The organism is Devosia aurantiaca (assembly GCF_011058215.1).
Classification (GTDB): Bacteria; Pseudomonadota; Alphaproteobacteria; order Rhizobiales; family Devosiaceae; genus Devosia; species Devosia aurantiaca.
Genome location: NZ_JAALFG010000002.1, coordinates 188,186 through 212,068, shown reverse-complemented (window position 1 = coordinate 212,068; position 23,883 = coordinate 188,186). Strand labels below are relative to the sequence as shown.

Sequence of the window (23,883 nt, the reverse complement as noted above, 5' to 3'; positions counted from 1 at the left end):
ATGCCCGCCTCGCTGGTCGAGGCGGGCGGCGCCCGAATAATTTAGCGGAGCCGTGTCAAAGCAATCCGATCCCGCTCGTCTTGTCTCGCAATAGCTATGATGCCGACGAGGAGGACGATCGATGTTGACGCTGCCAAAGATCACGGAGCGGACGGCCCAAGCCTATATCTATGTGCCGTTCACGGTGCCAATGAACGAGATGCAGAGACCTGCGAATGAGGGTTTTCCGCAGATCTTCGCTTTTATCAAACAGCACAGGCTCAAGCCTGTCGGCGAAGCCTTCTACAACTACCGGCGCATCGATATGTCGTCCACGCTCGATGTCGAAGCCGGCATCGCCGTCGAAGTCGCAGGTCCGGACGGCGGCTCGGTTCGCAACGGCATCCTGCCGGCAGGGCGGTTTGTGGAGCTGAGCTATACCGGGCATCCTGATCAACTGATAACAGTTACCGGCATGCTGATTGGCTGGCTCAAGGAGACGGGCCAAAAACTCGATGTCGAGGAGAGGGCTGATGGCGATCACTTCGCCTGCCGGCTCGAGATTTATCAAAGTGATCCAGCAGAGGTGCCGGACATGAACGACTGGGTGACAACCCTGGCGTTCAAGCTCGCCTAAAACAGCTCGTCGAGGGCGCAGTAGAAGCGGTATTGCGCCTCGTCCCATTCAGCGCCATAGGCGGCAAGAAACGGGGCGATATGTGCTTCGCCGATGTTGAAAATGATCGATCGGCAAGCGAGGGCGAGATCTTGCCAGACACCGGCAGTGCCAACCCGGCCACAGTCGATGAAGCCTGAAAAGCGACCGTCGAGCGCCATGATGTTGGGTGTCGAAGCATCGCCATGAGTGACGATCTGAATTCCCTCTGCGGGACGGTTGGCGTAAAGCCAGTCCAGCACTTGCTGTGCGGGCCAGCCTGCACGTTCGTCGTCGAAGTCGGTTTCGTCGACCAGGCCGGCGTCAACACGCAGCTTCGCTGCGGCGAGGCGAGCGTCCATGCTGTGGTCAAAGGGGCACTGGCGTGGGTCGAGCGCGTGGATGCGCTTTAGTGCCTGGGCAAAGATGCGGACAAATTCTGCCGGCCCGCTCGTATAGTGCGTCAGGTCCTCACCGGGCACGGCCGGCATCAGCAGCCAATGCCGACCTTCTGCTTTCAGCGCTTCAACCACGCGCGGTGCCTTGAAGCCCATGCGGGTCAGCCAATTCAGCCGCTCAATCTCGCCGGGCAATTCGGCATGTGGTCCGGCAGGCTCGGACTTCAGAAAGACCGAAGTCTCGGCGCTAAGCTCGATGCGCCATACCGAGGCGCCGGACTCGCCGATGGCAATCTCGTCCATCGGGCGCTCGGCCAGGCTGGCCAGTGCTGGGGGCAGGGTAAAGTTCATTGATTCTTGTCCCAGGCGTGCCAATCGGCAGACAGCAAAGTGGCGCGGCTTAGGCGATCTTCGTATTCGGCGCGTGGTATTTCGATCCCGCCGAGCGAGGCCAGGTGATCGGTCACGAACTGAGTGTCGAGCAACTGGAAGCCGCCGACGTTCAGCCGCTCCACGAGATGCGCCATGGCCATTTTGGAGGCGTCGGTACGGCGGTGGAACATCGACTCGCCGAAGAATGCCGCGCCGATCGCCAAGCCATAGAGGCCGCCGACCAGTTCCGGGCCGTCCCAGACTTCAACCGTGTGTGCAAAGCCGCGACGGAAAAGTTCGCCGTAAACCGAGCGAATGGTCCTGTTGATCCAGGTTGTGTGACGGTCCTCGCCGACGGTTGCGCAACCTTCGATGATGCCGTCCCAATCCGTGTCGACGCGGATCGCCCAGCGGCTTTTGCGCAAAGCTTTGCGCAGGCTTTTCGACGTGTGAAAACCATCGAGCGGCATAATCCCGCGCATTTCGGGGCTGACCCAGAAGAGGTCTTCGTCTGCGGCATCCTCAGCCATGGGGAAGATGCCGGCGCGGTAGGCGCGCAGGATCAGTTCAGGCGTGATTTCGACGGCGAATGGGTCGGGGCGGGACATGGGAAAGAGATACGGGGCGCCGACGCGCCCTCAATGTTCAGACCTTGTTGTTGGCCAGATAGTTTTCCAGCCAATGGATGTCATAGTTGCCGCTGATGATGTCCGGCTCCTTGATGAGGCGCTGGAACAAGGGCAGGGTGGTCTTGACGCCATCGATGACGAACTCGTCCACGGCTCGACGCAGGCGTTGCAGGCACTCTTCGCGCGTACGCCCGTAGACGATCAACTTGCCGATCAGCGAGTCGTAGTAGGGCGGAATCTTGTAGCCCTGGTAGACTGCGGAGTCGACGCGGATGCCAACGCCGCCTGCCGGGTGGTAGAAGGTAATAGTGCCGGGCGATGGCGCGAAGGTCTGCGGATCTTCGGCATTGATGCGCACTTCAATGGCATGACCGACAAAGTTGACCTTGTCTTGCGTCATCGACAGCGTTTCGCCCGAGGCGACGCGGATCTGTTCGTAGACGATGTCGATGCCGGTAATGCGCTCGGTGACGGGGTGCTCCACCTGCAGGCGGGTGTTCATCTCGATGAAATAGAACTCGCCATTTTCGTATAGGAACTCGATGGTCCCGGCGCCGGAATACTGGAGCTTACGCATTGCGGCGGCACAGATTCCGCCAATGCGATCGCGTTCTTCCACGGTGATGGTTGGACCGCCGGCTTCTTCCCAGACCTTCTGGTGGCGGCGCTGTAGGGAGCAGTCCCGAACCCCCAGATGAACGGCATTGCCCTTGCCGTCGCCGAGAACCTGAACCTCGATGTGACGCGGCTTGCCGAGGTACTTTTCCATATAAACGGAATCATTGCCGAAGGCGGCCTTGGCCTCACTGCGGGCGGTCGACCAGGCTTCGAGCAGGTCGCCTTCCGACTTGGCGACCTTCATGCCGCGACCACCGCCGCCGGCAGTCGCCTTGATCAGGACGGGGTAGCCGATCCCCTTGGCGGTCGAGAGTGCTTCTTCCTCAGTGTCGACGGCACCGGCAGAACCGGGAACGACAGGGATGCCGAGCTCCACAGCCGTCTTCTTGGCCGTGATCTTGTCGCCCATGATCTCGATATGGTGCGCCGAAGGGCCGATGAAGGTGACCTTGTGCTCGGTCAGGATCTTGGCGAAGCGGGCGTTCTCGGAGAGGAAACCATAGCCGGGGTGAACGGCGTCAGCCCCGGTGATTTCGCAGGCCGCGAGGATCGACGGAATGTTGAGGTAGCTGTCCTTGGCGGCATTCGGGCCGATGCAGACCGATTCGTCGGCAAGGCGAACATGCATGGCATTGGCGTCGGCGGTGGAGTGCACCGCGACGGTCTGGATGCCGAGTTCTTTGCAGGCGCGCAGAATGCGAAGCGCGATTTCGCCGCGATTGGCGATCAGGACTTTCTGAAACACGAGAAGCCCTCCTTATTCGATAACGACGAGCGGCTCGCCATATTCGACCGGCTGGGCATCGTCGACGAGGATGCGCGTGACGGTGCCGGAGCGATGCGCCGGGATCTGGTTCATGGTCTTCATCGCCTCGATGATGAGGACCGTCTGGCCTTCCGTCACCTTGCTGCCGACTTCAGTGAATGTCGGCTTGCCCGGTTCGGGCGAGCGATAGGCGGTGCCGACCATGGGCGAAGTCAGTGTGCCGGGATTGGAGGCAAGATCTTCTGCCTTGGCGGGAGCGGCGGCCACTGAGCCGGCGGGTGCGCTGGGTGTTGCCGGTGCGGCGGGCGCTGCAGGAGGCGCCATATAGTGCATCGGCGCAGGCGCATAAGCGGGCGCTTCATTGGGGTAGGAACGCGTGACGCGGACCCGGAGGTCTTCCTGCTCGATTTCAATCTCGGCAAGGTTTTCCTTGTTCAAGAGTTCGGCAATGGCACGGATCAAGTCCTGATCCACTTGCGATGACTTGGTCATTCTGTCGGTCTCCCGGCTTCGCGTCGAAGCGATATTTCAGTTTTTGGGCCAAGGCTTCGAGGGCTAGTTTATACCCCAAGGAGCCGAAGCCGCAAATAACGCCATAGGCGACCGACGACACATAGGAGTGGTGCCGGAACGCTTCGCGTTGGTGAATATTGGAAAGATGAACCTCGGCAACCGGCAGGTCCGCAGCGCGCAGGGCGTCGTGGATGGCGACCGAAGTATGGGAATAGGCTGCCGGATTGATCAGGATGGCGTCGGCCGTGCCTCGGGCCTCCTGTATCCAGGTGACCAATTCGCCTTCATGGTTTGACTGGCGAAAGTCGAGGTCGACGTTAAGCGCTTCTGCCGTAGCCCGGCACATGATCTCGATGTCCTTGAGCGTCTCGAACCCATAGGTCTGCGGCTCGCGCGTGCCGAGCAGATTCAGGTTCGGGCCATTGAGGACGAGAACGCGGTTAGCCATGATCAAACCTTGTGCACTGGCAGTTTCGGCCAGTGCAAGGGCGGTTACACGAAATGCACCGGAAAGGCTAGAGACGCCCGCGCCTTAGCTGCATTGTGACTTGCCGCATTCGCGCATGTCGGCAATGCGGGAGCGCAGTTCGTCGGCGCCGATCGCCCCCGGGATGATCTCGTCGCCAATGATGTAGGTGGGCGTGCCGGTGATGCCGAGCGCCTGGGCGATTTCATAGGATTTCTGGATCGATTGGGCCACGGAAGGCTCGCCCATGCGCAGTTCCAGATCGATCTGGCTCAGGCCGAGATCGGCAGCTGCAGTGAGCGCGGTTTCCTTGTCCACCTTGCCACGGCTCGAAAAAAGCGCCTCGTGGAACTGCCAATAATCGACGTCTTCCTGACCGACCAGGACGGCAACGCGCGCCGCATCAATCGACTCGTTGGAGAGGATCGGAAACTCCTTGAGGACAACTTTGAGATTGGGATCCTCAGCGAGAAGAGCAGCCATGTCGGGGAGGGCCGAGCGGCAATAGCCGCAGTTATAGTCGAAAAATTCGACCAGCGTGACGTCGCCTTCGGGGTTGCCGAGAACGACATCGGTCGGTGATTCGAAGATGGCCGTACGGTACTCTGCCATTGCCGCGCGGGTCGTTTCTGCCGCTTCCGAGCGCATGGTCGTTTCCAGCGCATCGGACATGCGCTGGAGAAGTTTTGGGTCGCTCAGGAGGTAGCTTTCGATCATCGGGTTGATCACTGCCGGATCGATCTCGGCAGTGGCGACAGGCGCGGGCTCTGCGGCAGCAGCCTGTTCTGCCAGAACCTGCTCTACGATGTTTCGAACTGCGACAGTGTCGGTCGAGGGCTCTGGCCTGTTCAGCACCGAAAAGCCCAAAGCACCGGCAAATATGCCGGCCAGGGCAGCAAGAACGATGGACAGGCGATTCATCAACAGGCTCCAAACACAGTCGCGGCCTTTTAGCAGACCTTCTTCATCCTAGCAGCCAGTTCTGAATGGGCGCTTCGTCAGGATTTCAATTGTAGTTGAGGTCGAAACATCGCTGGGCTAGTCCGGGCATGACGACGGAGACAGTATGACCGACACACAAGATGGAATCAGGCCATTCCTGGCTATGGATATCCTCAAGCGCGCCAAAGTTCTCGAAAGCGAGGGCCGCAGCATCTGCCACCTCGAGATCGGTGAGCCGGGCCAGCCTCCGGCGCCGGGCGTGATCGATGCAGTCGCCAAGGCACTGCCGTCGCCGCAGGGCTATACCAATGCCAAGGGGCTGCTCGAGCTGCGCCGGCGGTTGTCGCGGTACTATGCCGAACAGCATGGCGTCGATGTTGACCCCGACCTGATCATGGCGACGATGGGCTCGTCGTCCGGTTTCATCCTCGCATTTCACGCGGCCTTCCGGCCTGGTGCAAAGATTGCAATTACCCGGCCAGGCTATCCAGCTTACGTGAACACCTTGGCCGGGCTGGGATTTGGCGTCGTCGAGATACCTGTTCACGCCGCCCACGGTTGGCATCTTACGGGAGCAGAGATCGCCGCGGCACATGCGCGGCAGCCGTTCGAGGGCCTGCTGTTTGCGAGCCCGGCAAATCCGACGGGGGCGTCGGTGGACCGGGCCGGCATGGCCGATATCGTCGAGACCTGTGCGCGCCTCGGCGTTACATTTATCTCCGACGAAATATACCACGGGCTCGATTATCGCGGACCTTCCGTCAGCGCCCTTGAGCTAACGCGCGATGCGATCGTCATCAACAGTTTTTCGAAATATTACTGCATGACGGGATGGCGGATCGGCTGGATGGTGCTGCCGGAGGCATTGATCCGCCGCGCCGAGATCCTGCAGCAAAACCTCTTCATCTCCGCACCGACCCTTAGCCAGATTGCGGCCACTGCGGCGCTCGATGAGCGCGACTATTCGGAGGCGCAGAAGGCAAGCTATGCGCAAAACCGGGCGGTGTTAAGCGGCGGCTTGCGGGAACTTGGCTTCGATCTGCCGAGCCCTGGCGATGGTGCATTCTATGCCTATGCCGGCATCAGCCGCTTCTCGAACGACTCGTTGGCGTTCTGCGAAACCATGCTTGAGCGTGCAGGTGTCGCTTCCGCCCCGGGCGTCGATTTCGATCGGGTGGATGGCAATGGCTTTATCCGCTTCAGCTATGCCGGAACACGGCAGAGCATCGAAGAGGGGCTTGAGCGGTTGAGGGTGTTCCTGGCCGCTGGCGGCTAAGCTACGCGGTGCTTGAGAAAAGTGCCCAAGGCAATTGCGAGCCAGCCGGCCATCATCAGGAAGCCGCCGATCGGGGCAGACATCGGAAAAAGGCCATGTCCCGCAAATTGCCGGGTCAGCAGGTCTCCGGCAAACATTGCTGTGCCGATGACAAGGAGAACTGCCGCGGCTGTGGCCGTGCGCAATATGGGCCAAGCGGCATAAATGGCGATCAGCGCTGGGGCGTGGGCGAGGCACATGGCGGAAGCGCTGGCTAGCAGCCTTGGATCGGCACCATGCGATGCGGCAGCGGCCATGGCGACGCCTGCCAGACCGAACAAACCGGCGGCAAAGAGGGTGATTGAGCGGAGCATGATGGCCATTCGCATTTTCTTCGCGAAAGAGAAGGGCGGCCCGGAGGCCGCCCTCATTGTACTAGCCTAGGCCCAGGCGGCGCTGCCACCAGCCGGCTTTTTTCTTCGGTGGCTCTTCGCCTTCAGCCGGGCCCTCAGCCGCAGGCGCAGCGCTAGAAGACACGACGACGCCTTCAGGCGGAAGTTCCTTCCTGACGCGGCGCGGACGAGATGCGGCCTCTTCAGTTGAAGCCTCTCCAACTTCGGGAGTTTCGACGATCGGCTGCGCCGCCGGCGCTTCTTCTGCCGCTGCATCAGCTGAAACAGGCTCTGCAATTGCAGCCTCGGAAGCCGCTTCCGCAGCTTCCGCCTTGGGTTTTCGGGCCCGTGGCTTGCGCTTGGGCTTTTCTTCCGCAGTCGGTTCTTCAGCCGTGATGGCTTCTACCGGGGTGGTCTCGGCAGGAGTCGATTCTTCGGTCTCGACAACCTTCTTGCGGCGGCTGCGCTTCGGCTTTTCGACCGGCGCCGGTTCGGCAGCGGCTTCCTCTTCGACCACGGAAGCCGGGTTCAGCTCGACATGATCCACAATCGCGTCTGGCGAGGCGTCGGCTGATTCGGCCAACTCTTTCGTAAGAAGCGGGTGCGGCGACCGCACCACCGTTGTCTTCGCGGCGATTGCGACGTCCGCCACGGCGGCCACGGCGACGGCGACGGCGGTTTTCACCATCGGCGTCACTCTCGCCGACAGGAGCTTCCTCACCTTCGTCCGCGTCAGTGGCTTCGCCAGCTTCCGCCGGTTCGCCTTCGCCTTCAGCCGCGACCTGCGGCTGTGGACGTTCGCCACCGCGGTCACCACCGCGGCGACGGCGACGGCGGCGACGACGGCCGTTGCCTTCGCCTTCGTTCGCATCAGCAGTACGCGCTTCCGCTTCTTCGCCCTCTTCGGCTTCTGCCTCGACTTCGACGTCTTCTTCTTCGTCCTCGATGACGTCTTCGATCACGGCGCTATCGACGCGAACGTGGGCCGCGGCGCGCTGGTCGGCATAGGCCATGACGCGGGCTTCGCCCTTTTCGATCGTGAACTGGTGGCCCGTCACGGTGCTGTCGGCGGTGATGGTGATCGAGAGCTGATTGCGCGCTTCGAGCATCGACAACGTGTCGCGCTTGTAGTTGAGGATGTAGAGCGCGACTTCAACCGGCACGCGCACGTTGATCGACTGACCCTGCTTGCGCAACACGTGGTCTTCAATGTGGCGCATGATCATCAGCGCCAGACTTTCGGTGGAGCGCACGAGGCCGGTGCCGTCGCAGATCGGGCACTTGTGAGTCGAGCTTTCGACCACGCCGAAGCGAATGCGCTGGCGGCTCATTTCCATGAGGCCGAAGTGGGAAATGCGGCCGACCTGAATGCGGGCGCGATCGTCCTTGAGGCAATCCTTGAGCTTGCGCTCGACTGCACGGTTGGAGCGGTTTTCCATCATATCGATGAAGTCGATGACGATGAGGCCGGCAAGGTCACGCAAGCGAAGCTGGCGGGCAACTTCGTCGGCGGCTTCCAGGTTGGTCTGGAGCGCCGTGTCCTCGATATTGTGCTCCTTGGTGGAACGGCCAGAGTTCACGTCAATCGAGACCAGCGCCTCGGTTGGGTTGATGACAATGTAACCGCCGGAGGGCAGGGTGACCGTCGGCGAGAACATCGAGTCGAGCTGCGCTTCGATGCCGTATTTGGAAAAGAGCGGCTGATCATCCTTGTAGAGCACCACGTTTTTGGCGTGGCTCGGCATGATCATCTTCATGAAGTCTTTGGCTTCGCGGAAGGCGTCTTCGCCGGCCACGTACACTTCATCGATGTCCTTGTTGTAAAGGTCGCGGATGGTCCGCTTGATCAGCGAGCCTTCCTCGTAGACGAGGCATGGCGCCGAGCTTTGCAGCGTCAGCGTGCGCACCGATTCCCAGAGGCGCATCAGGTATTCGAAGTCGCGCTTGACCTCGGCCTTGGTGCGCGAGGCACCGGCCGTGCGCAGAATGACGCCCATGCCCTGCGGCACTTCAAGGTCGGACGTGATTTCCTTGAGGCGCTTGCGATCGGCAGCGTTGGTGATCTTGCGCGAAATGCCACCACCGCGAGCGGTGTTGGGCATAAGCACCGAATAGCGGCCGGCGAGCGAGAGGTAGGTCGTCAGGGCTGCGCCTTTGTTGCCGCGCTCTTCCTTGACCACCTGTACCAGCATGACCTGGCGGCGCTTGATGACCTCCTGGATCTTGTACTGATGGCGGCGCTGCTGGCTGGAGCGGCGACGTTCCGGCACTTCCTCGAGCGCATCGGCTCCGCCGATCGATTCCACCGGTTCGGAGTTGGCAGGGGCCTGCTCGATGTGGCTTTCTTCGCCATCGGCAGCCTCGGCGTCGGGCTCTTCACTGCTGGCTTCAGCCGGAGCAGGAGCCTCTTCGGCTTCTTCGTGATGCTCGTCCTCGTGCTCTTCTTCGCGCAGCAAGGCTTCGCGGTCGGCCACGGGAATCTGGTAATAGTCTGGGTGGATTTCGCTGAAAGCGAGGAAGCCGTGGCGGTTGCCGCCATATTCCACAAAGGCCGCCTGCAGCGACGGCTCAACGCGCGTTACCTTTGCAAGATAGATATTGCCCCGCAATTGCTGACGCTGGGCCGACTCGAAGTCGAATTCCTCAATGCGGTTACCGGCGGTAACGACAATCCGTGTTTCTTCCGGGTGGATGGCATCCACCAGCATTCTTTGGTCGCCATAATGAACTCCGCGCACCCGCGCGCCCACAAGGGACGCCGAATAGGCGGCATCCTGGGTGTGGCGCATTGCGGGGCGAATTGGTTGAGAGATGATGGGCGCGAACCTGTCACGTTCAGCGCTCGGGTATTGACGGTCACGGCCGGCATCGAAGGCGAAACAAAACGGCAATCGACTGCTTCGATCGCATCGCGCTTTGTTCGTCTGCGGGCCATATGACCTCTTCCATTTGGATGGCTGACGCTACTCGAGCCACCGTCCGGCTCGTTGGGAGCCGAAATTCTTCGTCGCAGGCGCTGAACCGCAACTATCGTTCCGAACTTCGGGCCTAAGCCACTCCGTCCGATCTGCGCCATGCCATAGAGAGCGACGAGATGCCCTGAAAACGATCATGGCGCACACGCGCCTTGCCTTATAAGCGTGTAGGAAAGTTGCGCCAGATTGGCAACAGGAAAGTCAAAAGGGCAGTGCGCACACGGATTTGCGGCAGGCTTTATTGGCCGGGACCGCAAATCATCGCATAAGGCGCATTCGCCGAAGAATCGCCGCAAGGTGACGGCAAAGCTGATCAGAGATTTCGGGGACCGGTCCAAGCTTGGCCAAGCACATATCCATTCGCCTTGCACTGACGCTCTGCGCCACGTTGTTTTTGTCCGCTTCGGCGTTGGGCCAGGAGGCGGCGCCAGCGTCGGAAGTTCCCGCAATTGTGGCGCAGCTGGCGGCCCTGCCGCCTCTGCCCAATGTGATCGACGCGCGTGTCACGGCCACGGCGGATCGCGCCCGACTGGTGATCGATCTGGCCGCCAAGACTGAATATTCCTTCGTGTCGCTCAGTGGGCCTGACAGGCTTTCGATCGATGTCAGGGCAGGGACCTTTTCGGTTGCGCCTGAAGGCGTGCCTTCCGGTGAAGGCCTGGTCTCGGCTTACACGATCGAGCAAGCTGCGGCCGACCGGGTGCGCACGACGCTGACGCTTTCGTCTCCGGCGCAGGTGCAGCAGGCCTATGTGCTGGACCCGTTCGAGGGGCAGCCGGCGCGGCTTGTCGTCGACATCATTCCGGCGACGGCTGAAGAGTTCGCGACCAATGTCGAGCGCGACCAGGCGGCTACCGCGACGGTCGTGACGGCGGAGCAGACGCCGCCGGGTGGTTCGGAACTGCCTGCCGATACAAGGCCTTTGGTGGTGATCGATCCGGGGCATGGTGGGATCGACAGCGGTGCCGAGACGGCGCAGGGGGTCAAGGAGAAGGATATCGTTCTCGCCTTCTCGCTGCGGCTGCAGGAGTTGCTGGTCGAGTCCGGTCGATTCGATGTCGCCCTGACCCGTGAGGACGACACTTATCTGCGGCTTGAGGAGCGCGTCGCGCTCGCGCGGACCAACAAAGCTGACATCTTTATCTCCGTTCATGCTGACAGTTTCCAACAGCCGGAGATCCGAGGTGCTTCCGTCTATACCCGCGACGAGAATGCCACCGACGTGCTCGACAAAGTCCTAGCCGATACCGAGAACAAGTCGGATGTGATCGCGGGCTTTACAGTGCCGCTGATGGCGCCGGAGGTGGTCGACATCCTGCTCGACCTGATGCGGCGAGAAATGCGGGTTCAGTCGTTCCAGGCGGCCCAGTCGATCGTGCACCAACTGGAGCCGAGCGTCGCGCTGCGGCGCTTCCCGGTGCGACAGGCAGACTTCTTCGTGCTTCAGGCGCCGGACGTGCCATCGGTGTTGGTGGAACTTGGTTTTCTCTCCAATGCCGACGACATAACCAACCTGATGCAATCAGATTGGCGCGACCGCACTGCGGAAGCGATCGCGCGGGGTATCTCCACTTATTTCGACAGTCTCGAGGGAGAGCCGTGAGCTTCCTTGATCAAGCCAATGTAATCCGCCCGTCAGTTCGCTTCTGGTATGATTCTGGGTGGCTGCACCTTCTGCGGCCAGAGGTATGCGTCTAGATGTTTCGTTTGCTCGGTTGGCTGTTCGGTTTTGGCATGTTCGTGGCGCTGGGTGGTGTTGCGGCAGCCGCGGTGTATTTGATCACCGTAATGGCACAGCTGCCGGACTATACCGTGCTCAAGGACTATCAGCCGCCGGTGACGACGCGCGTTCACGCCGCTGACGGAACATTGCTTGCCGAATACGCGCGCGAGCGCCGGCTGTTCCAGCCGGTCGAAACGGTGCCACCGCTGCTCGTGAATGCTTTTCTTTCGGCGGAAGATAAGGATTTCTACAAGCATAGCGGCATCGCCGTCGACGGTATTGTCCGTGCCCTGCGCGACAATCTCATGGCGCGGATGGATGGCGACAGCTCGATCCAGGGCGGCGGCTCGTCAATTACGCAACAGGTCGCCAAGAACTTTCTGCTCAGCTCGGAGCAGACCTGGGACCGCAAGATCCAAGAAGCGATCCTGGCGCTGCGCATCGAGTCGACCTTCACCAAGGACAAAATTCTCGAACTCTATCTCAACGAAATTTTTCTGGGGCTGAACTCGTATGGCGTCGCAGCTGCGGCCTTGAACTACTTCGACAAGGCGCTTTATCAGCTCACCTTGCCTGAGGCCGCCTATATCGCCGCGCTCCCCAAAGGGCCGAACAATTACCATCCGTTCCGCCGCACCGAGCAAGCGATCGAGCGACGGAACTGGGTGATCGATCGTATGGTCGAGAATGGCTATGTGAGCTACGAAGAAGCTTCGCTCGCCAAGCAGGAGCCGCTCAACGTCATTCCGCGTGCCGCAGGCAGCCAGCTTTATTCGGCGGAGTATTTTACCGAGGAAGTGCGCCGCGAGTTGGCCAAGCTCTATGGCGAAGACCAGCTTTATGGCGGTGGGCTCTCCGTTCGCACGACGCTCGAGCCGCGCCTCCAGGAATATGCGCGCCGCGCCTTGATGGATGGCTTGATCAGCTATGATCACGGTCGCGGCTTCCGTGGACCGGTCGCGAGCGTTGAGCTCGGCGAGGACTGGGGCGCTGCGGTCACCACCGTCCAGCCGCTGAGCGACGTTCCCGAATGGCAGCTGGCCGTTGTGCTGGAGGTGGGCAACAACTCGGCTCGCATTGGGCTTCGCCCGGAAAGCGATGTGGATGGCCGCAGTTCGTCTTCGCGTGTCGAAGGCACGTTGTCGGGCCCCGAGATCAAATGGGTTTCGCAGCCGGTCCAGAGCCTCCTCAAGGTTGGCGACGTTGTGTACGTCTCTCCGGTGGACGGCAAGGACGGAATTTACACGCTGGAACAGGTGCCTGAGGTTGAAGGCGCGCTGGTAGCCATGGATCCCCGCACGGGCCGTGTCCTGGCCATGGTTGGTGGCTTCTCTTTTGCCGAAAGCGAGTTCAACCGCGCCACGCAGGCTCTGCGGCAGCCCGGGTCATCGTTCAAGCCCTTCGTTTATGCAGCGGCTCTCGACAATGGCTATACGCCGGCGTCGGTCGTGCTCGACGCACCGGTGGAAGTGCGCATGGCTGACGGTTCGGTGTGGCGTCCGGAGAACTATGCCCAAGAGTTTTATGGTCCACAGACGCTGCGCCGCGGTATCGAGCGCAGCCGTAACGTCATGACGGTGCGCCTGGCACGAGAGATCGGCATGCCGTTGATTGCTGATTATGCCCGGCTTTTCGGCATATACGACGACATGCAGCCGGTTCTCGCCATGTCGCTGGGTGCCGGTGAAACCACCGCAATGCGCATGACCTCGGCCTATGCAACGATCGCCAATGGCGGTCGAAAGATCCAGCCGACGCTCATCGACCGCATCCAGGACCGTTATGGCAAGACCGTGTATCGCCACGACGAGCGTGTCTGCGATGGCTGCGTCGCGACGGACTGGCATGGCCAGGGCGAGCCACGAATCATTGACAATCGCCAGCAGGTTTTGGATCCGATGACGGCCTACCAGATTACGTCGATGATGGAAGGCGTGGTCCAGCGCGGCACCGGTACGGCTGCTAAGTCGCTGAACCGTCCGGTGGCCGGCAAGACCGGCACGACCAACGATTATAAGGACGCCTGGTTCGTGGGCTTCACGCCCGAAATGGCGGTCGGCGTTTATGTCGGCTACGACCAGCCGCGGTCCATGGGTTCGGCCTCGACCGGCGGCGGCATGGCTGTGCCGATCTTCACCGAATTCATGGCGAAGGCGCTCCAAGGCAAGCCGGCGACGCCGTTCAACGTGCCCTCTGGCATGCAGACGGCCTGGATCAATCCGAATACCGGTGTCGAGGCTTACCAGGGCGAATCTGCAATTGCCGAGGCATTCAAGCCGGGTACCGGGCCGAACTCGATGACGTCGGTAATCGGCCTCGACGTAGCCTCGTTCGACCAGATGCAGCGCGAGCAGATGATGCAGCAGCAGTATGGCGCTGGCTACATGACCCAGCCCACCGGCAACGGAACTTTCCTCGGCTTTCAGTGACATAAATCGGTTGCTTGACTTCCGGTCGCAAGCTCTCGCATGTCTTGGCCAACATCATAGGGAGAACACTGATGTTTAGCCGACTGACTCTGCCCCTTGGCGCTGCTGCCATGGCTTTGAGCCTACTTGCCACCGCCCCGATTGCCGTGGCGCAGGATACCGCGACTTTCGCGCCTGCCAAGCTGATCGTTTCCTCCGCCGACGGCGAGGAACTCGAATATACAGTCGGCGATGCATCCTTCTATGTCTCGACTATCGAAGGCTATGACGACGTTCCGTCCTCGATCGACTTCTCGCTGTCGCTTTCAGCGATCACGCCGATCAACGCCGACCTATTGGAATGGACGTCGCAGACGGAAGGCAAGGACAAGAACGAGACCCGCACGATCACCATTATCGGCACCGATGGTTCGGAAGCGGGCGAAGAAGTCACCTATGAGATCACCGACGCCAAGGTGACTTCGGTGTCGTTCTCGCAGTCGACCTATGGCGCACCAAGTGTAGCGCTGTCGTTGACGGCCGGTTCGCTGACGATAAACGGCGTGTTGATGAACTAAGACAAACAGCGCCTGCCGAAGAGATGCCCTCGGCAGGCGTTTACCCTTCGCTAACCATGTTCAGCGATCTGCCGGAGCAGAAGCGGCATCAGACACATTGTTTTTGCATCAAATGCGAGGCAAGCAATGTCCCTTACAACCCAAGAAATGCCGGACCAGTTCGTCGCCGAATTCCTCGATCTGGCTGAGTCTGCCAATGTCCATTTTGACCTCGTCAATGGACGTCTGGTGATGCGCGCGGCCAATCCTGTCGATGCGATCTGGCGCCCGTGCCGGCACCTGCTCGATGAAATCGGTGCCGAGCGAATCCTCGCCTATCTCCAAGCCAAGCAGCGCCTCGCGGCTTGAGCTCAGTCCGCGACGCCATCGGGCAGGGTGCCTGCTTTGAAGAGCACGACCGGCTCGTCGTAGGTGTCAGCTTCGACGTCCACATTGGCGCAATAGGCCCAGACGCCGACACGTGAGGGCGCGATCCGCTCGGCTGCGGCAATCGCCTTCTCGGCGCTTTTATACTGCTGTGGCGCGTCGGGCTCTACGGCGCGACCTTTCTGCCGGAAACCTTGCGCATAGAACAGAGTCGGCATGGTCCGTCCTTATGGGTGACCGGCGGCACAGAGCACATCATTGAAATGAATGGTGCCCCCGCCGGACTCGAACCGGCACGTCTTGCGACGGAGGATTTTGAGTCCTCTGCGTCTACCATTCCGCCAGAGGGGCACGGCTAGGGTGTTAGCCGAGAGTGCTGATCCGCGCAACTGGTCTCGACCGGTTTTAGGCGCCGAGCCACAGACGCATCAGGTAGACGGCGAGAACGCCGCTGGCCATGGCGGCAAAGAGGTTTCTGGTAATGATGAAGACGAGGCCTGTGGCCAGGGCGGCCACGAGTTCGGCTGGGCTGCCGGTGGCGATCGCGGGCGCGACGAGTGCCGCGAGCACGGCGCCGGGAATGTGACGGAGCCAGGCGGCGGCAAAGCCTTGGGTCGGCAAGCGATCGGCAAGGAGCAGGCCGCTGGCCTTGATGGCGATGGTCACCAGCGCCATTCCGATGATGGCGGCGAGCGCCTCAGAACTGGTGAGCATGCTTGCGCGTCTCCAATGCTGCGCCGACGAGGCTACCGGCAAGTCCTCCCACCAGGATGTGCCAGCTGCCGTCGACGAGGCGAGAGGTCAAGATGGCGGCAAGTGCTGCGACCAGCCAGGGAATGAGATCGGAGCGGCCTTTCCACATGCCCAGCAATAGGGCCAGGAACGTGGCGGTGAAGGCAAAATCGAGACCCCAGCGGGCTGGGTCGTCGATGGCCGATCCCAGCCCATAGCCAATGAGATTGGTGCTCATCCAGGAGATCCAGGCGAGGGCGCCGCCGCCCATCAGGAATGCGACGGAGCCACCGCCGCGCTGCATGGCAGCGACGGTCATGGCCCAGTTTTCGTCGGTGACGAGATACATGCTGAGCGCACCGCGCCAGACGCCTTTTTTGGGGTATAGCGGGCGCAGGGTTGCGGTCAGCAGCAGGTAGCGAAGGTTGACGATCAAAGTGGCGATGACGATGGGGCCGATGGGCAGGGTGGCGGGTGTCGCGGTCCATAGATCGAGTGCAACGAACTGCGCGGAGCCGGCGAAAACAAGGCCGCTCATCAGCACCGCCTCGGTCAAGGTCAGCCCAGCGCCGCGGGCCAGAACGCCCCAGACGAGGCCGTATGCGGCGACTGAAATGGCCACGGGAAGACAGGCGCGGGCGCCGGCTAGAAACTGACTGCGTCGGGAATCAAAGGGGTTTGCGGCTTGCGTCATGAGCGTTGTCTAGCATGGCAACCGGAGCGTTCCAGCGCGATTGACGTGCTGGAAAGTGGAGCGTAGAGCAGCCATGTCATTGCCAAGCCTCCAGCGCCCGTCCAGCCGGCACCTCTTTTTGAAGGTGTGAAAAGGTCCCTTTGGGGCCATCCGCATGACACCCTTTTTGAGGTCCTGGAGCCCTTCTATGAACGACACATTAACAAGGCCGCTGTGGCAGCGGTTCAGCTTCTTTCTGATCCCGCTGATGGCTTCGAACATTCTTCAGGCGCTGTCGGGCACGGTCAATTCGATCTATGTCGGCCAGATGATCGGCGTCGAGGCGCTGGCGGCGACGGCGACGTTTTTCCCGATCATGTTCTTCCTCATGAGCTTCATCATCGGGCTTTCGGCCGGGTCGACGATTTTGATTGGCCAGGCCTGGGGCGCGCGTAATGTCGACAAGGTCAAGGAAGTGGCCGGGACGACGTTGGTGGCAACCCTGGTGCTCGGTTTGATCGTGGCGATCGCCGGCGGGATCTGGACCGAGCAGATCATGAATGTGCTGGGAGCGCCGGACAATATCCGCGAGCTTTCGGTGGGCTATGCGCGGATCGTCTTGATCGGTATGCCGGGCTTTTTCCTGTTTCTCGTCGTGACCTCGGTCCTGCGCGGCGTGGGCGATACGGTGACGCCGCTGTTCTCGCTGATCATGTCCATGGTCGTCAGTCTTCTCGTGACGCCGGCGCTGATCCAGGGCTGGTTAGGTTTGCCGCAGCTTGGCGTGCGCGCCGCTGCGGTCGCGATGATTGCCGGCTTCATGACCGTGCTGATTTTCCTCTTCATCTATATGCGCGCGCGGAAAATGCCGCTGGCACCCGATCGGGTGCTGCTCGGGGCAATGCTGCGGCCGGATCTGAAACTGCTTGGGCTGATCCTCAAGCTCGGCGTACCGGCGGGGCTGCAGATGGTAATTTCGTCCATCGCCGGTATCGTGGTCGTGGGGCTGGTCAACCGCTTCGGCTCGGATGCGACGGCGGCCTATGGGGCGCTGGGGCAGGTGATGAGCTATGTGCAGTTTCCGGCCATGTCGATCGGTATTGCGGCCTCGATCTTTGCGGCGCAGGCAATCGGCGCGCGCAATGAAGAACAGCTGCAGGCGATCACGCGGACGGCGCTGGTGCTCAATCTCGTCATCACCGGCGGGCTGATCGTTCTTGCCTATCTTTTCAGCCAGCACGTGGTGGCGCTCTTTATCACCGATCCGGCGGTGATCGACCTCGCCGAGACGCTGCTCCATGTGGTGCTGTGGAGCATCCTGTTCTTTGGGTGGAGCGTGGTCTTTTCCGGCATCATGCGGGCCAGCGGCACGGTCTATGCGCCAATGCTGTTGTCGCTTGCCTGTATTCTCCTGATCGAGCTCCCCGGCGCGGTCTGGCTCAGCCAGACGGGGCTTGGACTTTCCGGCATCTGGGTCGCTTATGCGGCGAGCTTCGTGATGATGCTGGTGTTGCAGGCGAGCTGGTATCAGTTCGTCTGGAAGCGGAAAAAGATCGTGGCGCTCGTTTGAGCGCCACGTCTTTATTTCCCTAAGGTCAGCTGGATGGCGCGCTTGCCGCCCGGCGCGAAGACATCGAGCTCGACCCGGACCGGCTCCTGCGCCATGCGGCGGGTGCGGGCGGATAGGGTCATGACGACGGCGAGAAGGTCGCCGACGGAGCGCTGCTGCCGCGGCAGCATGCGTTCGGTGATACCGGCCAGTGCGCGATTGCGCGCCCTCATGTCCGGCGAGGCGAGCGGCGAGCGGCCAAAAAGTTGGCGAGCTCGACCAGAGCATTACGGTCACTCATTGGGCTACTCCATACACAAGCACCAATGGGGCTTCCCCTGGAGGATCGCGACAAACACACGTCGCTTTCCCTATGTACCGGCGCTGCGAATTGCCCCCGCAGCGCCGGGTCGTCTTTGTCAGCCCTGCATAGCGAGGCAGGAGAGGTTCTGGTCCTTGAGACGGCTGCACATGGCGTTGGCGTCATCGCGATCGCCGAAGCCGACGAAACGGGCACGATAGAAGGTCTGGCCGTTCTTTTCGAAGCGCTCGACATAGGAGCGGAAGTCACCAAGACTACCGACCTTGCCCGCCGCATCGGAGAGCATGGAGCGGGCACTGTCTTCGGACGGGCCGGCACCGATCTGGACGATCCAGCCGCTGATCGGGGTGGCTTGGGAGACGGAGTTTGTCTGCGTCACGTCGAAGCCGAGCGGGGCGGAAGGCGCGGTCTGGCCAAGTGCCGATGGCGGGGCGCCGAGATTGTAGGTCTCGCTCAGCCATGCGCCGATGACGTCTTGGCTGGGATAGGCAGGCGCAGCCTGGGTCGGTGCGGCAAGTGCGGTCACGGCCTCGGCAGCCGACGGGATCGGGGCGGGCATTGCAGCAGGCGCGATGGCGGCGGCCACGGCAACCTGAGGCTGGGCCGGCTGTGCCTGCGGCTGGGAGCCATTGGAGGCGACCAAGGCTGCGAGGCGGAAGTCGGGCATCGGCGTCGGCATGGCAAAGGTGGGCTTGCGCGGCTGTGCCAGGGCGAACTGCGTCGTGCTCTGGCGGCCCGGCTGCGGCACCATGGCCTGCTGCAGGTAATCGCCGCGACGGCCCTTGGGCAGGTAGTTGGCGACGAGCTGGCGAACTTTTTCGTCACGCGAAGCGGCCGAGTTGAAGCCGAAGGCGACGACGACGATGTGGCGATTGTCCTTGCGGGCGGCGGTCAGCAGGTTCGAGCCGGCAGCGTTGATGTAGCCGGTCTTGATGCCGTCGACCGCGCCCATATAGCCCAGCACGCGGTTGTGGTTGCCATAGGTCTTGCCGTTGTAGCGGAAGGACGTGGTCTGGAAGAATTCGTAGTAGTTCGGGAAGTGCTGGTAGATGGCGATGCCAAGGATCGCCTGGTCGCGCACCGTGGTGGTCTGGCCGCCATCGGGGAGACCCGAGGCGTTGCGGTAGGTGGTGCTGGACATGCCCATGGCACGGGCCGTGGCGGTCATGCGCTCGGCAAATTTGCTTTCCGAACCGGAAATATGCTCGGCGATGACGCGGGCCATGTCATTGGCCGAAAGGGTGACCAGCGACTTGATGGCGTCTTCGACCGCGATGGTCGAGCCGGCGCGCAGGCCGAGCTTTGTGGGAACGGCGGAAGCGGCGTGGCGCGAGACAGTCATCTTGCTCGAAAGGCTGAGATTTCCAGCCTGTAACTCCTGGAACAGGACGTAAAGCGTCATCACCTTGGCAACCGATGCCGGGTAGCGCTTGGAGTCGGCATTGTCCTCGTAGAGGATTTCGCCGGACTTCGCGTCCACCACGATGCCAGCATATTTGCGCAGATTTTCAATGGCTTGCGTCGGAGCGGCAGCAGCAAGGCTGACGGTGAACACAAGGAAGAAGGCAGCAGCGGCGCGAGAAAGAGTGCGCCAGGGGTCTTCGCCAGGGAAATCACCCGGAACTCCAATTTACTGATCGGACGCTTCTGCATCCGTACGCAACAAGTGACTGAGATCGCCGGGGAGCCCTCCAACCCTGACGATCGACCTGTCGCAAGCTACCCGGCTGCCGTTACGAATTTGTAAAATGCGAAGGATTTTTTGGGGAGAATGTGGAGACCAGGACACTTCACGTGATTGTTGATCGTGCTGGAACCGCACTTGCCGGCCATCGGTTAGCAGACTGCTAACATTTGGAGGGACAAATGACGGCTCGGATCGATCCTCGCGCGGCCTTGGGCGCTCTTGCGCTCGCGCAGCCACTTGCCACCCAGTTTTACCGTGTCGCGAGCACGGCACAGAGTGAAGAGGAGGGCGAGGTCGCCACCTATACCGGTCCGGTCACACCTGCCGATGGCGCCTTCGCAATCTGGGTGCCGCTCTTTGCCTCCACCATGATTTTCAGCGTCGGCCTGGCGCGGCCCGACTATCGCGAGCATCCGAACCTTCAGCATGTGGAGGAACTGGCGTCGGGTGCGTTTCTAGCCGATGCGCTGTGGAGCGTGCATGCCCAGACGCGTGGACTGGGCTGGGCCAGTTTCGGGATCATCGGTGCGGCAGCAACGAGCGCCGTTTCGGCCTTGATCGTTGCGGCACGCGGCATGCCCGGCTCGAAGGGCATGCGGTTCGCAGCAGACTGGATCGGCGGGCTTGCCGGATGGTTGACCGTGGCGCTGTTCGCCAATCTTGAGGCGACTTTCAATCGGGAAGGCAAACGCCTGGAGCCGGCGCACGAAGAGGATCGCGCGGCGGTGCTGGTTGCGGGAGCAGGGGTGGCGGCCAGTGTGGTAGCACTGGCGAGCCGCGGCAACCTTTCCTATGCGGGTGTTGCGCTTTGGGGCCTGGGCGGCATTGCGCTGAGGGCGCAGCGCGAAAAGCGGCAAAAGGTATTGCTGGCGGCACTCTCGAGCGCAGCGGCGCTCGGCGCTGCAACGGCGGTCGCGCGGGCCCAGCAGCCCCGGTTCTATCGCACTCACACTTTCGGGAAGCGATAGGCCTTAACAGCGCGTGTTTTTTGCCTACATAATGGGTCCAGCCACGCTGCTTCGTTTCCTTCCGCGACAGTCGACCCAATGATCAAGACTCCCTCAATTTCTCCCGCTTTCCTGCCGCTTGCGACCGAGCAAGGCGCGCCTCTGCGCCCCCACGCCGGCCCGCAGGACGACGACGGCGGACGCCGCGGCGGCGGTGACGACAGCGATTTCGAATCCGGGACGGTGACCAAAACGCGTCCCAAAACCAAGCGCCCGAACCTTTACCGGGTGCTGCTCCTCAACGACGACTACACGCCGATGGAATTCGTCGTTCTGGTCTTGCAGGACGTCTTCAACAAGTCACGCGAAGACGCTCTCCAGATCATGCTGCATGTTCACCAAAAGGGGGTCGGTGAGTGCGGCGTATATCCATATGAAGTGGCCGAGACCAAGGTCACCCGCGTCATGGATACGGCACGCAAGAACCAGCATCCGCTGCAATGCGTGATGGAAAAACAGTAGGAACATCATATGCCCTCATTTTCGCGCGGACTCGAAAAGGCCCTGCACCAGGCGATGAACCTGGCCCGTGAGCGCAATCATGAGTTCGCCACGCTCGAACATCTGCTTCTGGCGCTGACCGACGACCGCGAAACGATCGCCGTCTTGACCGGATGCGATGTCGACATCGACGCGCTCAAGAGCGATCTCGAAGACTTCATCAATGAAGAACTGGACACCCTGGTCGTGCAGAACGGCCAAGATGCGCGCCCGACCGCTGCATTCCAGCGCGTCATTCAGCGCGCGGTGATCCACGTTCAATCCTCGGGCCGTGAAGAAGTGACCGGTGCAAACGTGCTGGTTGCGATTTTTGCGGAACGCGAAAGCCATGCCGCTTATTTCCTCGAACAGCAGGACATGAGCCGGCTCGACGCCGTCAATTTCATCAGTCACGGGATCACCAAATCGGGTCCCAGCGAGGAACGCAAAGTGCGTGGTGCCGAAGACGGTGAAGGCGGTGCCGAGGGTGGCGCCGAAGGCAAGAAGAGCTCGGCGCTGGCCGACTTTTGCGTCAACCTCAACGAGAAGGCAAAGGCCGGCAAGATCGACCCGCTGATCGGGCGCGATGCCGAGCTGCGCCGCACTATCCAGGTGCTGTGCCGCCGCTCCAAGAACAACCCGCTCTACGTGGGTGACGCCGGCGTCGGCAAGACGGCCATCGCGGAAGGTCTTGCCCGCAAGATTATTGAAGGCGATGTGCCCGAAGTGCTCAAGGAAGCGGTCATCTACTCGCTCGACATGGGCTCGCTCCTCGCCGGCACGCGCTATCGCGGCGACTTCGAAGAGCGCCTTAAGCAGGTGATGAAGGAACTCGAAAAGCAGCCCAATGCCGTGCTGTTCATCGACGAAATCCACACCATGATCGGCGCTGGCGCGACCTCAGGCGGTGCGCTCGATGCGTCGAACCTCCTCAAGCCCGCTCTGGCTTCCGGGGCGATCCGCTGCATCGGCTCCACCACTTACAAGGAATATCGCCAGTTCTTCGAAAAGGACCGCGCGCTGGTTCGTCGCTTCCAGAAGATCGACGTCAACGAGCCAAGCGTTCCGGATGCGATCGAGATCATCAAGGGACTGCGTCCTTATTTCGAGGACTTCCACAAGATCAAGTATACCGATGAAGCGCTTACCGCAGCTGTTGAGTTGAGCGCGCGCTATATCAATGATCGGAAGCTTCCCGACAAGGCGATCGACGTGATCGACGAGACGGGCGCGAGCCAGAAGCTTCTGGCAGAGGACGAGCGCAAGGAAATCATCGACGTCGAGGATATCGAAGCGACGATTGCGACCATCGCGCGCATCCCGCCAAAGTCGGTTTCCAAGTCCGATGCCGAACTGCTGTCGAGCCTTGAAACCAGCCTTAAGACGGTGGTGTTCGGTCAGGACGCGGCGATCACGGCCCTGTCTTCGGCGATCAAGCTGGCGCGTGCCGGCTTGCGCGAACCGGAAAAGCCGATCGGCTCCTACCTCTTCACCGGCCCGACCGGCGTGGGCAAGACCGAAGTCGCAAAGCAGCTCGCCGATACGCTCGGCGTGGAACTGCTGCGGTTCGACATGTCCGAATATATGGAGCGTCACACGATCAGCCGTTTGATCGGTGCCCCTCCGGGCTATGTCGGCTTCGACCAGGGCGGTTTGCTGACCGATGGCGTCGACCAGAACCCGCATTGCGTGGTGCTGCTCGACGAAATTGAGAAGGCTCACCCGGATCTCTACAACATCCTGTTGCAGGTGATGGACCACGGCAAGCTCACCGATCACAACGGCAAGGCGGTCGATTTCCGCAATGTTATTTTGATTATGACGTCCAACGTGGGTGCTGCAGAGCTCGCTCGTTCGCCGATCGGCTTTGGCCGCAAGCGCGAGCAGGGGGACGACGAAGAGGCGATCAACCGCACCTTCTCGCCCGAGTTCCGCAACCGTCTCGATGCGATCATCTCGTTCGCACCGCTGCCACGCGAAGTCGTACGTCGCGTGGTCGAGAAGTTCGTGCTGCAGCTCGAGGGCCAATTGGCCGAACGCGGCGTCACGATCAACCTCACGCCGGAAGCGGCCGATTGGCTGGCCGAGCATGGCTATGACGAACGCATGGGTGCGCGCCCGCTGGGCCGCGTGATCCAGGAGCACGTCAAGAAGCCGCTGGCCGACCAGGTGTTGTTTGGCGAGCTGGTGAATGGTGGCAATGTCACCGTGGCCGTGGTGGGCGAGGGGAGCGAGGCAAAGCTGGAATTGGTGGCGACGCCGCCGCGCCCGGCCAAGCCCAAGGCGCTGCCCAAGCCGAAGAAGCCCAAGGCGACTGCCGACAAGGAATAAGAAAAGGCCCGGAGCGATCCGGGCCTTTTTCTTTGCGTGGCGGCAGGAAATTTGTCGAAGCTGGGCG

22 protein-coding genes, 1 tRNA gene and 1 pseudogene are annotated in these 23,883 nt (G+C 61.4%); 10 read left to right on the top strand and 14 right to left on the bottom strand.

Annotated elements, in window-relative coordinates; translation table 11 throughout:
- The first annotated feature begins 124 nt into the window (after window positions 1-124).
- Window positions 125-616: a GyrI-like domain-containing protein gene (locus tag G5575_RS08500; protein ID WP_164533961.1), complete on the top strand. Its 492-nt coding sequence runs from the start codon at window positions 125-127 to the stop codon at window positions 614-616.
- On the opposite strand, the gene G5575_RS08495 is transcribed toward G5575_RS08500, so the two are convergent.
- From G5575_RS08495 to G5575_RS08470, 6 genes and pseudogenes are all read right to left on the bottom strand, one after another.
- Window positions 613-1,383, bottom strand: a complete 771-nt coding sequence (locus G5575_RS08495) for an APH(3') family aminoglycoside O-phosphotransferase (RefSeq protein ID WP_164533960.1) — start codon at window positions 1,381-1,383, stop codon at window positions 613-615. The two genes, G5575_RS08500 and G5575_RS08495, sit on opposite strands and share 4 nt — an antisense overlap.
- The gene (gene aat, locus G5575_RS08490) at window positions 1,380-2,012 is read right to left on the bottom strand and encodes a leucyl/phenylalanyl-tRNA--protein transferase (protein WP_164533959.1); all 633 of its coding nucleotides are present in this window, start codon (window positions 2,010-2,012) and stop codon (window positions 1,380-1,382) included. The genes G5575_RS08495 and aat overlap by 4 nt, the downstream gene beginning before the upstream one ends.
- A gap of 37 nt (window positions 2,013-2,049) precedes the next feature.
- A complete protein-coding gene (gene accC, locus G5575_RS08485) occupies window positions 2,050-3,396 on the bottom strand; it encodes an acetyl-CoA carboxylase biotin carboxylase subunit (RefSeq protein ID WP_164533958.1) in 1,347 nt (448 codons plus the stop codon).
- 12 nt (window positions 3,397-3,408) lie between these two features.
- The gene (accB, locus tag G5575_RS08480; protein ID WP_164533957.1) at window positions 3,409-3,909 is read right to left on the bottom strand and encodes an acetyl-CoA carboxylase biotin carboxyl carrier protein; all 501 of its coding nucleotides are present in this window, start codon (window positions 3,907-3,909) and stop codon (window positions 3,409-3,411) included.
- A 43-nt stretch (window positions 3,910-3,952) separates the two neighbouring features.
- A pseudogene (aroQ, locus tag G5575_RS08475) lies at window positions 3,953-4,378 on the bottom strand (type II 3-dehydroquinate dehydratase); the annotation flags it as partial.
- A gap of 84 nt (window positions 4,379-4,462) precedes the next feature.
- A complete protein-coding gene (locus G5575_RS08470) occupies window positions 4,463-5,317 on the bottom strand; it encodes a DsbA family protein (RefSeq protein WP_164533955.1) in 855 nt (284 codons plus the stop codon).
- A 145-nt stretch (window positions 5,318-5,462) separates the two neighbouring features.
- Here G5575_RS08470 and G5575_RS08465 point away from each other — a divergent pair, with 145 nt between their 5' ends.
- Complete coding sequence (locus G5575_RS08465) at window positions 5,463-6,614, top strand: pyridoxal phosphate-dependent aminotransferase (RefSeq protein ID WP_207633070.1); 1,152 nt, start codon at window positions 5,463-5,465, stop codon at window positions 6,612-6,614.
- On the opposite strand, the gene G5575_RS08460 is transcribed toward G5575_RS08465, so the two are convergent.
- Window positions 6,611-6,976, bottom strand: a complete 366-nt coding sequence (locus G5575_RS08460) for a DUF423 domain-containing protein (RefSeq protein WP_235935889.1) — start codon at window positions 6,974-6,976, stop codon at window positions 6,611-6,613. The genes G5575_RS08465 and G5575_RS08460 overlap by 4 nt on opposite strands.
- 395 nt (window positions 6,977-7,371) lie before the next feature.
- On the bottom strand, window positions 7,372-9,774 hold the full coding sequence (locus G5575_RS08455; RefSeq protein WP_211198441.1) for an Rne/Rng family ribonuclease: 2,403 nt from the start codon (window positions 9,772-9,774) through the stop codon (window positions 7,372-7,374).
- Window positions 9,775-10,300: 526 nt separating this feature from the next.
- Here G5575_RS08455 and G5575_RS08450 point away from each other — a divergent pair.
- From G5575_RS08450 to G5575_RS08435, 4 genes are all read left to right on the top strand, one after another.
- Window positions 10,301-11,563 (top strand): N-acetylmuramoyl-L-alanine amidase, encoded by a 1,263-nt coding sequence (locus G5575_RS08450; RefSeq protein ID WP_164533953.1) that lies wholly within the window; start codon window positions 10,301-10,303, stop codon window positions 11,561-11,563.
- Between the two features lie 95 nt (window positions 11,564-11,658).
- Window positions 11,659-14,112 carry a penicillin-binding protein 1A gene (locus G5575_RS08445; protein ID WP_164533952.1) on the top strand — a complete coding sequence of 818 codons (2,454 nt, stop codon included), beginning with the start codon at window positions 11,659-11,661 and terminating at the stop codon, window positions 14,110-14,112.
- Window positions 14,113-14,183: 71 nt separating this feature from the next.
- The gene (locus tag G5575_RS08440) at window positions 14,184-14,669 is read left to right on the top strand and encodes a hypothetical protein (protein WP_164533951.1); all 486 of its coding nucleotides are present in this window, start codon (window positions 14,184-14,186) and stop codon (window positions 14,667-14,669) included.
- A gap of 126 nt (window positions 14,670-14,795) precedes the next feature.
- Window positions 14,796-15,017, top strand: a complete 222-nt coding sequence (locus G5575_RS08435) for a hypothetical protein (protein WP_164533950.1) — start codon at window positions 14,796-14,798, stop codon at window positions 15,015-15,017.
- A 2-nt stretch (window positions 15,018-15,019) separates the two neighbouring features.
- On the opposite strand, the gene G5575_RS08430 is transcribed toward G5575_RS08435, so the two are convergent.
- The 4 genes from G5575_RS08430 to G5575_RS08415 form a co-directional block, all read right to left on the bottom strand.
- Window positions 15,020-15,253 carry a hypothetical protein gene (locus tag G5575_RS08430; RefSeq protein ID WP_164533949.1) on the bottom strand — a complete coding sequence of 78 codons (234 nt, stop codon included), beginning with the start codon at window positions 15,251-15,253 and terminating at the stop codon, window positions 15,020-15,022.
- 50 nt (window positions 15,254-15,303) lie between these two features.
- Window positions 15,304-15,386 (bottom strand) — tRNA-Leu (locus tag G5575_RS08425).
- A gap of 54 nt (window positions 15,387-15,440) precedes the next feature.
- Entirely contained in the window at window positions 15,441-15,749 is a 309-nt protein-coding gene (locus G5575_RS08420; protein ID WP_164533948.1) for an AzlD family protein, read from the bottom strand.
- Complete coding sequence (locus tag G5575_RS08415; RefSeq protein ID WP_164533947.1) at window positions 15,733-16,461, bottom strand: AzlC family ABC transporter permease; 729 nt, start codon at window positions 16,459-16,461, stop codon at window positions 15,733-15,735. The genes G5575_RS08420 and G5575_RS08415 overlap by 17 nt, the downstream gene beginning before the upstream one ends.
- A 187-nt stretch (window positions 16,462-16,648) precedes the next feature.
- Between G5575_RS08415 and G5575_RS08410 the strand changes: the two genes are divergently transcribed.
- On the top strand, window positions 16,649-18,010 hold the full coding sequence (locus G5575_RS08410; RefSeq protein ID WP_164533946.1) for an MATE family efflux transporter: 1,362 nt from the start codon (window positions 16,649-16,651) through the stop codon (window positions 18,008-18,010).
- Window positions 18,011-18,021: 11 nt separating this feature from the next.
- Here the strand turns inward: G5575_RS08410 and G5575_RS08405 are convergent, their stop codons facing one another.
- Both G5575_RS08405 and G5575_RS08400 read right to left on the bottom strand, forming a co-directional pair.
- Window positions 18,022-18,222 (bottom strand): hypothetical protein, encoded by a 201-nt coding sequence (locus G5575_RS08405; protein ID WP_164533945.1) that lies wholly within the window; start codon window positions 18,220-18,222, stop codon window positions 18,022-18,024.
- 186 nt (window positions 18,223-18,408) lie between these two features.
- The gene (locus G5575_RS08400; protein ID WP_164533944.1) at window positions 18,409-19,866 is read right to left on the bottom strand and encodes an SPOR domain-containing protein; all 1,458 of its coding nucleotides are present in this window, start codon (window positions 19,864-19,866) and stop codon (window positions 18,409-18,411) included.
- A 311-nt stretch (window positions 19,867-20,177) separates the two neighbouring features.
- On the opposite strand from G5575_RS08400, the gene G5575_RS08395 reads away from it, so the two are divergent.
- The 3 genes from G5575_RS08395 to clpA all read left to right on the top strand — a co-directional run bounded on the left by G5575_RS08395 (window position 20,178) and on the right by clpA (window position 23,816).
- The gene (locus G5575_RS08395; protein WP_164533943.1) at window positions 20,178-20,966 is read left to right on the top strand and encodes a hypothetical protein; all 789 of its coding nucleotides are present in this window, start codon (window positions 20,178-20,180) and stop codon (window positions 20,964-20,966) included.
- A gap of 78 nt (window positions 20,967-21,044) precedes the next feature.
- Entirely contained in the window at window positions 21,045-21,467 is a 423-nt protein-coding gene (gene clpS / locus G5575_RS08390; RefSeq protein WP_164533942.1) for an ATP-dependent Clp protease adapter ClpS, read from the top strand.
- Between the two features lie 9 nt (window positions 21,468-21,476).
- Window positions 21,477-23,816 (top strand): ATP-dependent Clp protease ATP-binding subunit ClpA, encoded by a 2,340-nt coding sequence (gene clpA / locus G5575_RS08385; RefSeq protein ID WP_164533941.1) that lies wholly within the window; start codon window positions 21,477-21,479, stop codon window positions 23,814-23,816.
- Window positions 23,817-23,883: the final 67 nt, after the last annotated feature.

Bases quoted from the DNA above. Each gene is read 5' to 3' on its own strand.
- G5575_RS08495 (WP_164533960.1), bottom strand. From the start codon at position 1,383: ATGAACTTTACCCTGCCCCCAGCACTGGCCAGCCTGGCCGAGCGCCCG.
- aat (WP_164533959.1), bottom strand. From the start codon at position 2,012: ATGTCCCGCCCCGACCCATTCGCCGTCGAAATCACGCCTGAACTGATC.
- accB (WP_164533957.1), bottom strand. From the start codon at position 3,909: ATGACCAAGTCATCGCAAGTGGATCAGGACTTGATCCGTGCCATTGCC.
- G5575_RS08470 (WP_164533955.1), bottom strand. From the start codon at position 5,317: ATGAATCGCCTGTCCATCGTTCTTGCTGCCCTGGCCGGCATATTTGCC.
- G5575_RS08465 (WP_207633070.1), top strand. From the start codon at position 5,463: ATGACCGACACACAAGATGGAATCAGGCCATTCCTGGCTATGGATATC.
- G5575_RS08460 (WP_235935889.1), bottom strand. From the start codon at position 6,976: ATGGCCATCATGCTCCGCTCAATCACCCTCTTTGCCGCCGGTTTGTTC.
- G5575_RS08455 (WP_211198441.1), bottom strand. From the start codon at position 9,774: ATGCGCCACACCCAGGATGCCGCCTATTCGGCGTCCCTTGTGGGCGCG.
- G5575_RS08445 (WP_164533952.1), top strand. From the start codon at position 11,659: ATGTTTCGTTTGCTCGGTTGGCTGTTCGGTTTTGGCATGTTCGTGGCG.
- G5575_RS08440 (WP_164533951.1), top strand. From the start codon at position 14,184: ATGTTTAGCCGACTGACTCTGCCCCTTGGCGCTGCTGCCATGGCTTTG.
- G5575_RS08435 (WP_164533950.1), top strand. From the start codon at position 14,796: ATGTCCCTTACAACCCAAGAAATGCCGGACCAGTTCGTCGCCGAATTC.
- G5575_RS08430 (WP_164533949.1), bottom strand. From the start codon at position 15,253: ATGCCGACTCTGTTCTATGCGCAAGGTTTCCGGCAGAAAGGTCGCGCC.
- G5575_RS08420 (WP_164533948.1), bottom strand. From the start codon at position 15,749: ATGCTCACCAGTTCTGAGGCGCTCGCCGCCATCATCGGAATGGCGCTG.
- G5575_RS08415 (WP_164533947.1), bottom strand. From the start codon at position 16,461: ATGACGCAAGCCGCAAACCCCTTTGATTCCCGACGCAGTCAGTTTCTA.
- G5575_RS08410 (WP_164533946.1), top strand. From the start codon at position 16,649: ATGAACGACACATTAACAAGGCCGCTGTGGCAGCGGTTCAGCTTCTTT.
- G5575_RS08405 (WP_164533945.1), bottom strand. From the start codon at position 18,222: ATGAGGGCGCGCAATCGCGCACTGGCCGGTATCACCGAACGCATGCTG.
- G5575_RS08395 (WP_164533943.1), top strand. From the start codon at position 20,178: ATGACGGCTCGGATCGATCCTCGCGCGGCCTTGGGCGCTCTTGCGCTC.
- clpS (WP_164533942.1), top strand. From the start codon at position 21,045: ATGATCAAGACTCCCTCAATTTCTCCCGCTTTCCTGCCGCTTGCGACC.
- clpA (WP_164533941.1), top strand. From the start codon at position 21,477: ATGCCCTCATTTTCGCGCGGACTCGAAAAGGCCCTGCACCAGGCGATG.